Source organism: Pseudomonas brassicae, from assembly GCF_010671725.1.
In the GTDB taxonomy this organism is placed as follows: domain Bacteria; phylum Pseudomonadota; class Gammaproteobacteria; order Pseudomonadales; family Pseudomonadaceae; genus Aquipseudomonas; species Aquipseudomonas brassicae.
In genome coordinates, this window is record NZ_JAAHBU010000223.1 from 1 (window position 1) to 12,139 (window position 12,139).

11 protein-coding genes are annotated in these 12,139 nt (G+C 60.9%); 4 read left to right on the top strand and 7 right to left on the bottom strand.

Features of this window, described 5'->3' with window-relative positions:
- On the bottom strand, nucleotides 1–239 hold a 239-nt coding region (locus G3436_RS15820), incomplete at its 3' end, for a WbqC family protein (RefSeq protein ID WP_338001271.1).
- Complete coding sequence (locus G3436_RS15825; RefSeq protein ID WP_163946630.1) at nucleotides 236–1,360, bottom strand: DegT/DnrJ/EryC1/StrS family aminotransferase; 1,125 nt, start codon at nucleotides 1,358–1,360, stop codon at nucleotides 236–238. The genes G3436_RS15825 and G3436_RS15820, both read right to left, overlap by 4 nt.
- Before the next feature lie 243 nt (nucleotides 1,361–1,603).
- Here G3436_RS15825 and G3436_RS15830 point away from each other — a divergent pair, with 243 nt between their 5' ends.
- Nucleotides 1,604–5,137 (top strand): glycosyltransferase, encoded by a 3,534-nt coding sequence (locus G3436_RS15830; protein ID WP_163946631.1) that lies wholly within the window; start codon nucleotides 1,604–1,606, stop codon nucleotides 5,135–5,137.
- Between the two features lie 15 nt (nucleotides 5,138–5,152).
- Here G3436_RS15830 and G3436_RS15835 read toward each other — a convergent pair whose 3' ends face one another.
- Entirely contained in the window at nucleotides 5,153–6,103 is a 951-nt protein-coding gene (locus G3436_RS15835) for a D-2-hydroxyacid dehydrogenase family protein (protein WP_163946654.1), read from the bottom strand.
- A gap of 237 nt (nucleotides 6,104–6,340) precedes the next feature.
- On the opposite strand from G3436_RS15835, the gene G3436_RS15840 reads away from it, so the two are divergent.
- Both G3436_RS15840 and G3436_RS15845 read left to right on the top strand, forming a co-directional pair.
- Nucleotides 6,341–7,582, top strand: coding sequence for a glutamine synthetase family protein (locus G3436_RS15840; protein ID WP_178116481.1), 1,242 nt, complete (start codon nucleotides 6,341–6,343; stop codon nucleotides 7,580–7,582).
- A gap of 172 nt (nucleotides 7,583–7,754) precedes the next feature.
- Nucleotides 7,755–9,098, top strand: coding sequence for an MFS transporter (locus G3436_RS15845; RefSeq protein ID WP_163946635.1), 1,344 nt, complete (start codon nucleotides 7,755–7,757; stop codon nucleotides 9,096–9,098).
- A gap of 33 nt (nucleotides 9,099–9,131) precedes the next feature.
- On the opposite strand, the gene G3436_RS15850 is transcribed toward G3436_RS15845, so the two are convergent.
- The 4 genes from G3436_RS15850 to flgA form a co-directional block, all read right to left on the bottom strand.
- A complete protein-coding gene (locus tag G3436_RS15850) occupies nucleotides 9,132–9,875 on the bottom strand; it encodes a flagellar regulator YcgR PilZN domain-containing protein (protein ID WP_163946637.1) in 744 nt (247 codons plus the stop codon).
- Nucleotides 9,876–9,955: 80 nt separating this feature from the next.
- Nucleotides 9,956–10,423, bottom strand: coding sequence for a flagella synthesis protein FlgN (locus G3436_RS15855; protein ID WP_163946640.1), 468 nt, complete (start codon nucleotides 10,421–10,423; stop codon nucleotides 9,956–9,958).
- A 46-nt stretch (nucleotides 10,424–10,469) separates the two neighbouring features.
- Nucleotides 10,470–10,787, bottom strand: a complete 318-nt coding sequence (gene flgM, locus G3436_RS15860; protein WP_163946643.1) for a flagellar biosynthesis anti-sigma factor FlgM — start codon at nucleotides 10,785–10,787, stop codon at nucleotides 10,470–10,472.
- Nucleotides 10,788–10,962: 175 nt separating this feature from the next.
- Entirely contained in the window at nucleotides 10,963–11,715 is a 753-nt protein-coding gene (gene flgA, locus G3436_RS15865) for a flagellar basal body P-ring formation chaperone FlgA (protein ID WP_163946646.1), read from the bottom strand.
- A gap of 66 nt (nucleotides 11,716–11,781) precedes the next feature.
- Here flgA and G3436_RS15870 point away from each other — a divergent pair.
- Nucleotides 11,782–12,139 (top strand): chemotaxis protein CheW (locus G3436_RS15870; RefSeq protein WP_163946648.1); only part of this gene is annotated, 358 nt, incomplete at its 3' end.

The following is a 12,139-nucleotide window of genomic DNA, read 5'->3' on the forward strand; positions in this document are numbered from 1 at the left end:
TTTTCGATGATCTGTTGTGTTTGGCTGGCCTTGGCGAGTGACACGCCGAACCACCTGGGTTCCGCTTGCAGCAGATAACGATTGCGCTCGATCCAGCCGCGTTTTATGAACTGAACATTGTCGTAGACGACGAAGCAGTCGGCGGCGGCGATCAGTTGAAAGTACCCCAGGTAGGGGAAAAAATACGGCTGCATGATCGCTACGCGAAGCGTGCCAGTGGTCGCAGTAGTGTTGCTCACCGCGGGTTTCTCCGGGCGTTGATCAGTACCTCGATGACGCGATCCTGAGTCTGTCGGTCCAGGTCTGGATGAATTGGCAGGCACAGTACCTGGCGAGACACTCGATGAGCGTGGGGCAGCTTGCCCAGGTCAGCGCTGGGCAGCGCGCGGTACATGGGGAACTCGTTGATCAGCGGATAGAAGTAGCGACGGACCAGGATGTTCTGGGCACGGTACAGTTCATACAGTTCATCCCGGGAGGTGCCGAATGCCGTGGCATCGACCATGATCGGACAGTAGGCGTAGTTCCATTCCAGCCCGGGCGGCTGTTCAAGCAAGCTGATGCCTGGAATACCCTCCAGCCGACCCCTGTAGTGTGCGAACACCGTCTGACGATGTTCTTGTGCGCTCCCTATGTGCTGCAACTGCAATAGGCCGAAGGCCGCTTGCACTTCGTTCATCTTGCCGTTGATACCGGGTGCCATGACAGTCACCTCATCGGCGAAGCCAAAATTTTTCAGGTAGTCGATGCGCTGCTTGATCTTTTCGTCCGGGCAGATGATCGCGCCGCCCTCGAACGTGTTGAACACTTTCGTTGCATGGAAGCTGAGAATCGACAGATCCCCGTGATTCAGCACGCTTACACCGTCCTGGCGCACCCCGAAGGCGTGTGCTGCGTCATAGATGACCTTCAAGCCGTAGGTATCGGCAACTTTCTGGATGCCCTCGACATCGCAGGGCACGCCATAGCAATGCACCGGGAGGATCGCCGACGTCGCGGGTGTAATGGCTTCGGCAATGCGCCTGGGGTCAAGATTATTGGTACGCGGGTCAATGTCCACGAATACGGGTTTGAGATTGTTCCAGAGCAGCGAGTGCGCGGTGGCCACGAACGAATAGGGTGTGGTGATTACTTCGCCGTGGATGCGCAGGGCCTGAAGTGCCGTCACCAGTGCCAGGGTGCCGTTGGAAAACAGTGAAATATGCTTCACGCCCAGATAGTCAGCCAACTCCTGCTCCAGTTGCTCGTGGAAAGGTCCGCCATTGGTCAGGCGTTTACTTTCCCAGATTGCCTGGAGGTAGGGGATGAACTCGTCCAGGGGGGGGAGTAGCGGGCTGGTGACGGTGACGGACTCGGCCATAAGAAAAGCTGCTCGCGATGACAGAAAGGTAACGGATGGCGCTGTGCTGACCTGCACCCTGAGGAGCGTACCAGTCTGCGAGCGGCGGCAATCACGCCACGAATCCGTCAGTTGAATTGAGATGCGATGCGCGCAGCAAGATCTCGGCCAACCCTTCTCGCCTATCGAGAAAGGCTACGTGTTCGCTGAACATTGAACCCGCGGCGAGCGTTTTCGCAGCCTGTCTGCTTGCTAGTCGCTGGCTTGGAACTTGCTTCGCTGCTGCGTGCAACTCGTGGTGCCGGCTTTTTGGCTTGGTGCCTTGAGGTATCTGTCAATTTGCCGGTGGTGCTCTGTACTCATATGCCTATGTCCAACCCCTTGGTCAGCATCGTTATCCCTGCCTACAAAGCCGATTTTTTTGAAGTTGCCCTTCGCAGCGCATGCAACCAGACCTATGGGAACCTGGAGATAGTGATCCGCGACGACAACCGCAGCGGCGTAATCGGGGAAATCGTCGAGCGGCTCCGCGCCAATAGCAGGGTTCCCATTGACTACGCCTTCAATCAACCGGCACTGGGCGAAATACCCAATGCGGCAGCCTGTGTTGAGGGTGCACGGGGCAAGTACATCAAGATTCTGCACGATGATGATGAGTTGCTACCTGGCTGCGTAGCTGCGTTGGTCGACGTCATGGAGCATGACTCCTCGATAGCCCTGGCGTCTTCGCGGCGGGTGGTGATCGATGAGCAGGGCGCACTGGTGGAGCCGGACCTGCCCTATCTGTTTCCTTTCGCCGATGATGTGGTGATCAACGGCCCGCAACTGGTGGCGTTTCTTGCCCGGCGGCCGATCAACTTCGTCGGTGAGCCCAGCTGCATGCTGTGTCGCCGTGAGCACCTGCTGGCATACGGCGACCAGATGATGTCGCTGCAGGGGAAATTGATTGTCGGCTTCGGTGACATGGCGCTTGCCGCACGGCTGTTTCAGCACGGCAACCTGGCAATGCTGAGCCAGCCGCTGACCCGCTATCGAGTGTCTCAACAACAGCTCAGTTGTACCAACCGTGCACAGTTGCTAACTGGCCAAGGTCAGCGAGACTTCACGCGTAGCGTATTCGAGTTGGGCTGGGCTGACCCTGACTCGGGCGGGACGATGGTAGACGTTGCGCCGCTGCATCGTCCGGCTGAATTTTTGCCGCTGGATCTCTACCAGGTGATTGCTGACAACTACCTGCGTGTGAAGACATTCGAACATACTCGTCACTGGCTGGCTGCGCGCATGACTTCTGCCGCGCAGGCAAAGTTGATCACCGAGCATCTCGCCTGCCAGAGCACGCTGTCGTCAGTAGAGATCGTGGTGCTGGACGATGGCATCGATGCGCTGGCAACGCAGCAGACCTTGGCCAGCGTTGAACAACAGGACGCTTCCGGTCAGGCGCGGTTGCGGGTGTTGAACACCGGGGCGGCAGTTGGCGACTTGGCCTTGCAGCTCAACGCCTTTGTTCAGGCTGGCGACGTTGAATGGTTCATGCTGGTCAGGGCAGGCGAGACATTCACGCCCGCCGGGTGGTCGACGGTACTGCAAGAGCTGCCCAATGCCTCTCAGTGTGCGGCGGTCTACACCGACTATGTCATCCGTGACGCTAGCAATCAGTTGAGCGTAGGCCTTCGGCCAGACTTCAATCTGGACTTTCTGCTCAGCCACCCCGCGGCGATGGGGCGGCACTGGATATTTCGCCGTAGTGCAGTGCTGGAGTCCGGTGGCTTCACGCAAGGTTTCGGTGACGCAATAGAGTTCGACCTGATCCTGCGCATGGTCAATCAGCTTGGCATGCACTGCTTCGGGCATATACCCGAACCGCTGGTGATCACCCCACCGCCTGCCTGCGATGACACTGCGTACTTGGCGGCACTCCAGCAGCACCTGCTGGCGCGCGGTTATTCTCAGGCGCAGATACAGTCATTCGGTGCAGGGCGTTATGCAATCGACTATGGCCATGTGCAGCGGCCGCAGGTGTCGATCGTGGTGGCGGCCGGCAGCGATCTGCCTGCGCTGCAGCGCTGCGTGATGAGTGTGATGGAGAGAACGCGCTATCGGCAGTTCGAGGTGCTGGTTGTAGCTGCAGCATGTGATGCACCGGACGTGATGCAGTGGCTACACGATGTACAGTTGCTGAGCGTCGCGCAGTTGCGTGTTGTACGCCCGGGCCGGCGTTGCACTGCCAGCGAAGCGAGGAATCTGGGCGCCGAGTACGCAAGCGGTGAGTTCTTGCTGTTCCTGTCTGCCCAGGCGGCAGTGTTCGACGAGCAGTGGCTGGAGCAACTGCTCAATCATGGTTTGCGTCCGGAGGTCGCGGTCGTTGGCGGCAAAAGCCTCTCGGCGGATGGCAGGGTTACCCACGCCGGTCTGATGCCAGGGTTGTTTGCAGGCGCGGGGCGGGTATTTTTTGGTGTCAGTGCCACCTCGCCGGGATACCTCAGCCGACTGCTCGTCGATCAGAATTACAGTGCTGTCAGCCACGACTGTCTTTTGGTGCGCACGACGCTGTACCGCGAGGCTGACGGCTTTGATAGCGGCGTGTTCGCAGATGAGGGTGGGGACGTGGATTTGTGTCTGCGCCTGGCGCAGCAAGGCTACCTGGTGGTGTGGGCCCCGCGTTGCGTAATCTTGAAAGAATGCGTGGCAACGCCTTTCGCAGCCGCCACGCAACAGCGCTTGGCCGAGCGCTGGTTGCCAGCGTTGGCGCGAGATCCGGCGGGAAATACGAATTTTTCGCTGGACGAGCCAGGTGGTGCTGCGTTGGGGCCGCTGGCGCTGAACTGGCGCCCACTGCTCAACCTGGCTGCCCCGGTTGTGTTGGCACAGGCCGCCCCAGCCAGCCATGCAGCATGGCACCGTCTGACACTGCCCCTGCAGGCTCAGGAGCAAGCCGGGACGATCCAGGCTGCGCAGGTCGAGCGCCTGCCCGGCATCGTGGAACTGGAGCGTTTTGCGCCGCAGGTGATACTGCTGCATGGCGCAGCACACCGTGACATGCGGGAGGCGCTGCGCACCGTCAGGACGTTTTCACGTGTTGCAAGGGTTTACGAGCTGGATGTGTTGCCTGATACCCGTGAGGGTATGCAACTGTTGCGCGAGGTCCTGGCCGAGGTCGACCGTGTGATCGTTGCCACACCGATGATGGCGGAGTTTGCTCGGCATTTGCACAGCGATGTCCGCCTGGTGGAGTCGCGTCTTGATCCTGCTCACTGGACGCCGCTGGCGATACCTGCTGGCAAGCGCTCGTCCAAGCCACGCGTGGGGTGGTCGGGAAGTGTGGCAGAGGGGGCAGATCTGGCGCATATCGCGGAGGTGATTCGGGCCTTGTCTTCTCAGGTTGACTGGGTGGTCCAGGGGCCTTGCCCTGACGCACTGCGTAAGTACGTTACGCAAGTGCATCTACCCGTGGCACCTGCACAACGCGCCCAGGCCCTGGTCAAGCTTGATCTCGACCTGGCGCTGGTGCCTCGGGCACCTGCAGTGGCGAATGAGTTCACAGGCCCCGAAATGCTGCTCGAGTACGGCGCCTGTGGCTATCCGGTCATTTGCAGTGATGTCCCTGGCCACCGTGGCATGCTTGAGGTCACGCGTGTGGGTAACACGCACGAGGCTTGGATGCGAGCCATTAGTGAGCAACTGCGCGATCCACTGGCCTTGCAGCATAGCGGCCAGCGCTTGCGAGAAACGGTATGGCGAGACTGGATGCTCGATCCGCACAGCCTGAGTGCCTGGCGCAGTGCCTGGTTGGGTGATTGAAGGTGGCGATGGGGTTCATTGCAGCATCCGCACCGGCGTGCCTGTTTGCCAGGCCAGAATGCTTTCGATCATCTGGCCATAAAACTGCCGATAGTTGGCCGCTGTGACATAGCCGATATGCGGCGTGGCCAGTACATTGGGCAGGCTGCGAAACGGATGCTGCGCCGGTAGCGGTTCCTGTTCGAACACATCGAGTGCGGCGCCTGCCAGCAGGCCGCTTTGCAATGCGGCGATCAAGGCGGCCTCGTCCACGATCGCCCCCCGTGCGGTATTCACCAGCAGCGCCTCGGGCTTCATCCAGGCCAGGCTCTGCGCATCTACCAGGCCGCGGCTGCGTTCGCTGAGTACCAGATGAATGGACAGGATGTCGGCTTCGGCGAACAGTTGCTGCTTGTCCACACGAATCACCCCCACCTCGTTGGCGCGTGCCTGGCTTAGGTTCGGGCTCCAGGCTATGACACGCATGCCGAACGCCTGGCCGAATCGGGCAACTTTCTCGCCAATGCTGCCCAGCCCCAGAATCGCCAGGGTCTTGCCGTGCAGGTCGCCACCCAGGCCAACCTGCCAGCCGCCACCGCGCAGCGCATTGACCTCGCCCACCAGGTTGCGACTCAGTGCCATGATCAGGGCCCAGGTCAGTTCGGGGGCGGCATGCTTGTAGCTGTCGGTGCCGACCACTGCAATGCCCTGACGGGCTGCTTGCAGGTCGATCGCGGCATTGCGCAGCCCGCCGGTAGCAATCAGTTTGAGGTTGGGCAGGCGTTCGAGCAATTCAGCATCAAACGCCGTGCGTTCGCGCATGATGCAGATCACCTGATACGGCGCCAGGCGTGCGGCCAGCGTCGGGGTGTCGGCTGGGTAATCGTGCACAAAGTGCACCTCGCCCAAGGCGTGCAGAGTGGTCCAATCCACTACACCTTCAGCCACTTCTTGCCAGTCGTCTATCACGGCTATCTGCATGTACAACCTCATTAATCAGGAACAATCAGGGCCCTGGGGGTAGATAGAGATCTCTATCCAGTGCTTGATATTTTTAACACCCCGAGACTATGTTGTGCGGGTCGCCGTTCGCGGCTTGTTAAAAATAACAAGGATCAAGTCATGACGACCAATGGCCAACGTTCTCTCGCCGAGCGATTGACGGGCATTGATGAAATCGACTGCATCACCCCCGACCTCAACGGTGTGCCGCGTGGCAAGGTGATGACCGCCGAAGGCTTCCTTGAGGGCCGGCGCCTGCAGATGGCGCGTGGTGTGTTGCTGCAGTGCATCATGGGCGGTTACCCGCCAGCGCGCTTCTACGGCAGCGATGACGGCGACCTGGCCCTGGTGGCCGACCCCGGGCAGATTCATCGCTTGCCCTGGAGCGATGAACCGCGTGCCCTGGCCATCTGCGATGCCAACGAACTGAGCGGCGAAAGCTCGGGATTGTCGACCCGTGGCCAGCTCAAGGCGGTGATTGCACGGTATGTCGCGCTGGGGCTGGCGCCCGTGGTAGCCACCGAGCTGGAGTTCTTCGTGTTCGCGGCCAATAGCGATCCGACCCAGCCGTTCCAGCCGCCTGTGGGCCTTGATGGGCGACGCGAGGACGGCCATTCGGCATTCAGTATCAGTTCCAACAATGGCCTGCGCCCATTCTTCAGCGAGGTTTACCGGTGCATGGAGGCGCTGGGCCTGCCGCGCGATACCTTCATGCACGAGATGGGCGTAAGCCAGTTCGAGATCAACCTGCTGCACGGCGACCCCCTGCTCCTGGCCGACCAGACCCTGCTGTTCAAGCACCTGCTCAAGGAAGTCGCGCTCAAGCACGGCATGAGCGTGGTGTGCATGGCCAAGCCGTTGGCCAAGACCCCTGGCAGTTCCATGCACATCCATCAGAGCGTGGTGCAGATCGACAGTGGGCGCAATGTGTTCAGCGATGCCAACGGCCAGCCCACGCCGACCTTTTACCACTTCATTGGTGGCCAGCAGGCGTGCATGGCCGATTTCACAGCGTTGTTTGCGCCCAACGTCAATTCCTACCAGCGCCTGTGCCATCCCTATGCATCACCCAACAATGCCTGCTGGTCAGAGGACAACCGCGCGGCGGGTCTGCGCATCCCGGCCAGCGCGCCGGTGGCGCGTCGCGTCGAGAACCGCTTGCCCGGTGCCGACACCAATCCCTATCTGGCCATTGCTGCCAGCCTGGCCGCCGGGCTGTACGGCATCGAGCAGCAGTTGCAGCCGGCAGCGGCGATTCAGGGCGAGTTCGAGGTGCCCGAACATCTGTCTCTGCCGTGCACCCTGCATGCTGCACTGGAGCGACTCAAGCGCAGCACGCTGGCCAGGGAACTGTTCGGCGTTGAGTTCATCGAAGGCTACATCGCGTCCAAGACCCTGGAGTTGACCAGCTTCTTCGACGAGATCACCCCGTGGGAGCGGCGCGTGCTGGCGGCACAGGCCTGATCGCGGGGCGCCAGTGCCGCCTGCTGCACAGGCAGAAATGGCAGGTGCCGAACATGATCGGGGATCATGCGTTGTCACCTGTTTTTTTACGCCCGGCACGCGGTTCCGGCGGATTTATCACTTATGCTTTCAAGCAGTTTTCAACCTGCTCAAGGGGCCCTCAGGGACGCTGATGCGAACTATCTGGAAGTCTTTTCGCGCGCTGTATTTCGCCGCATTGATGATGTTGATCGGTTCCGGCCTGTTGAGTACCTACCTGGCCCTGCGGCTGGCTGCCGACCAGGTGGACAGCCTGTGGGTGGGTGCCCTGATGGCAGCCAACTACTTCGGCTTGGCACTGGGTGGCAAGATCGGCCACCGGCTGATCGCGCGGGTCGGGCACATACGTGCCTATGCCACGTGCGCCGGCATTGTCGGCGCTGCGGTGCTCGGCCATGGCCTGGTCAGTTGGTTGCCCGCCTGGCTGATGCTGCGGGTGGTGGTGGGCCTGGGCATGATGTGCCAGTACATGGTCATCGAGAGCTGGCTCAATGAGCAGGCCGACGCCAAGCAGCGCGGCGCAGTGTTCAGCGGCTACATGATCGCTTCCTACCTGGGGCTGGTGCTCGGTCAGCTGATCCTGGTCGTTCACCCGCAGTTGGGGCTTGAGCTGCTGATGCTGGTAGCAATGTGTTTCGCGCTGTGCCTGGTGCCCGTGGCGCTGACGCGGCGCATTCACCCGGCGCCGTTGCGTCCTGCACCGATGGAGCCGAAGTTCTTCATCAAGCGGGTGCCACAGTCATTGAGCACGGTACTGGGGGCGGGGCTGATCGTCGGGTCGTTCTACGGCCTGGCGCCGTTGTATGCTTCCAAGCAGGGCTTGAGCACCGAGCAGGTGGGTGTGTTCATGGGCTGCTGCATCTTCGCCGGCCTGCTGGTGCAGTGGCCGCTGGGGTGGTTGTCGGACCGCTACGACCGGGCGGTATTGATCCGCAGCGTGGCCATGGGGTTGGCAGTAGCGGCGTTGCCGCTGGCGATCCTGCCCAGCGTGCCGCTGGAGGTGCTGTTCATTACCGGTTTTGCAGTGTCGCTGCTGCAGTTTTGCCTGTATCCGCTGGCGGTGGCGTTTTCCAATGACCATGTGGAGAGCGAGCGACGGGTGTCGTTGACGGCGATGCTGCTGGTGACCTACGGCGTGGGCGCGAGCATCGGGCCACTGGTAGCGGGGGTGCTGATGAAGACCCTGGGTGACCAGATGCTCTACGCATTTTTCAGTTTCTTCGCGCTGGTACTGGTCTGGCGCATTCGTCCCCAGGCGGTCACCAATCTGCATCAGGTCGACGATGCGCCGCTGCAGCACGTCGCCATGCCGGCAGCGGGCTCGCCGTTGTCGGCGGCACTCGACCCACGGGTCGACGAGCAGGTCGTGCAGGATCAGATGCACGCGCCAGTGGGCGCAGAGGACACTGAGGCGGAGGAGGGCAAGGCGGTGGATGACGAGGCTGTCGGGCCTGTAACGCCAGCGCCTCAAGTGTAGGGCGGCGTTACAGGCGAACCGGGCGGGCGTGTATCAGTAGTCGTCTTTGTCGAAGCGTCGTGCTTCACGTTGCAGCTGGTACACGAAGCTTTCGATCTTGCGCGACATCTGGCCGTTCAGGTTATGGAAGCGCACACCGGCGAAGGTAGCGTTGAGGCGCTCTTCAACGTGCAGGTGGCGCAGCTCGACCATTACCTGGGACAGGCCCAGTGGCATGCCAGTGGCGAATTTTTCGTAGACCTGGCCCAGTTGCAGGCGTTCTTCGACGTTGCCTTCAAAGCGCAACTTGCAGCCGGTGGCAGAGATGTCCAGCAGCTTGCCCTTGAGCGGGTGGTCGCCGCGCAACTTCTCGCCGTCGAAAAACACGTCGACCAGTTGCGACAGCTTGAGCGCCGCACGGAACGCGTTGCGGCGTTGATGGTAGGTCACCTCGACCGGCAAGCTGCCGCGGTAGCAGCGTGCGCCGTCCGAGCTGCTGATGCTCAGCGGGGTGTCGCAGTCCCAGGCAATACGCACGCCGTCGTGGAAGCCTTCGACACGAAACGGCTCGCCGTTTTCCAGGAAGCGTTCGCCATCGCGGGGGATCATTTCGTCCAGCGCCATGCTGTTGCTGTCCCGGTCGACCTCCACCACATAACTCTGGAAGCGCTGGCTACGTTCGGGGAACGTGATGATCAGTGGGTCATGGCTCTCTTGCAGCATCCGCAGGTGAGCGGCAATTTCCAAAGGCGTAGTGAGCACCTTCGGAGGCTGAGGAGCTTCTTCGTCATTGAACACGGTTGATGAATCTCCAGGCAAAAACGACACAGGCAAGTGCTAGCATTCTGCCAGCATGATTCGTGCCTTGATAGAGGGAGTCACGCCTGGCTGAGTGCACGAGGCTTGGCCAGTGGCGATGTCGAGCCACGGGCATCGTAGAGCGACGGCGATTCGCCGCCCATGAGGATCTTGATCTGGTTTTCCGTCGTGCTCTGCTGCAACTGGATGGCGTGGCCATTACGGGCATTCACCGCCTGGCAGTCGTTCATCAGCGTGGCCAGCACGTCGAGTTGTTCGATTAGCAACTGGCCCAGGTCGGACTGCTCGGCGAGGGCTACTACGCCTTCGCGATCAGGAGACAGGCCGAGGTTGGCAAGAAGCTGGCTACGCCGCCGTCCACCCTGATCGAGCAACACCACCAGCGACTGCTTGCGCGCCAGGATGTTTTCCAGCAATGGCATGTCGCGGCCGTGAAGGGCCACGGCTTCAGCCTGCAGCAACTCGAGCAGTTGTTGCGCTGGAGCAATATCGTCTTCGATCAGTTGCAGCAGAGTAGTGTCGTGCATTGGCTGGCTCTTGGTTTTAGCGTCCTGAAGTCAGCGCGCCAGAGGGCTAGCGCTGGGCTTCGAAATTAAGCAGTTTGCTGGCGACACGGTTGGCGTCGACCTGGTAGCTGCCGTCTGCGATGGCCTGCTTCAACTCCGCCACACGGGCGCTGTTGACGATCGGCTGGTCGCGCAGCTTGTCGCTGACCTGTTGCAACTGCTGGGCCTCGTGGCTCAGGTGTACGGCCTCACCACTTTGCCCAGCCTCGGTAGCGCTGGTGCTGGTGCTGGTGCGGGTGCTGGCGTTGCTTTCCTGGCTGTTGCCAGTGCGCACGCCGCCCGTCACGGACGGGCTGTTACTCAAACGACTGAAGTCGATGACCATGATCAGAAAACCTCTGGGTGTTTGGACGCTTGCCTTGTTTTCGGCCAACCCGAAAGAAACTTTAGACGCAAATGCAAAGCAACTTGCGCGGCAAGTCCATCAACCCGGTTCGACACAGTTTAGGAAAAGCGGTTCCTGATCGCCAGCCTTGTTTGATCCTGCCGGGTGATAAACCTCACATGGCCACTTCCACCTGGCCCGGCCCGGTGACCCTGGCCTTGACCACTCGCTTGGAGTTGAGATTGCGTACCCGTATCTGCTCGCTGATGCCGCCCTTGCTCAACGCCTCGCCCGGCATGCGCACGCTCAGGGTGCCGCTGCGGGCCACAATGACCACGTGATCGCCCTTGCGTACCACTTCGGCCTGTTCCAGGTGCAGGGGCGTGAGGACCTGATCGATGACCGTCGGTCGGATGAGCTTGAGCCCTACCGCCTGGTCCAGGCTGGTCAGGTAGCCCTGGTTGAGCATGCCCACGTCGCGCTCGCGCAGGCTCACGTCCTGTTCGCCCACCACGCTTTCGCGCTTGAGCGGGCGGCTGACGGTGACCACATTGCGAAACAGGCGGACCTGGGCCGGCACGAACACCGTCCATGGCGAGCTGCCATCACAGCGCACCCGCACCGTCACCCGGCCCAGCGGCTGTGCCGGGCTTTCCAGCGTGGCAGCGAGCTGCTGGTCGCACAACGGCATGCGCAGGCGCGGGTCAAGGCTGTTGACCTGGATCTCGAAACGGCCTTCGGTCTGGCTGGTCGCCAGATAATCCTCAACTGTGAATTCAAGAAACCCCTGAGTGACACCGATAAGCTGTTCAGGCAAGGTGAAAGCGTCAGCCAGAGTTCGAACGCCAGGGGCCAGCAGGCACAGCGCAGCAAGGATGCCGGGCAGGTGGCGGGTCAGGCGTCGGAAAAATGTCGTTTTCGTGTTCATACAGTTAAAAAAGCAAGGCGCGTGCCGATTGGTACGAAACGCAGGCTTTTGGTTAAGGAGTCTGGCATGGCTGGTGTAATGGATTCGGTAAACCAGCGCACACAACTGGTAGGGCAGAACCGTCTCGAGCTGCTGTTGTTTCGCCTCAATGGCGATCAACTGTACGGGATCAACGTGTTCAAGGTGCGGGAGGTGCTGCAATGCCCCAACCTCACCATCATGCCCAAGTCCAACCCGGTGGTGCGCGGTGTGGCGAATATTCGTGGGGCGACCATCCCGATCCTGGATCTGGCGATGGCAACCGGTATGCCCGGTCTGAGTGAAGATGTCGGCAAGAGCTTCGTGATCATCACCGAGTACAACACCAAGACCCAGGGCTTTCTGGTGCACTCGGTCGAGCGCATCGTCAACATGAACTGGGAGG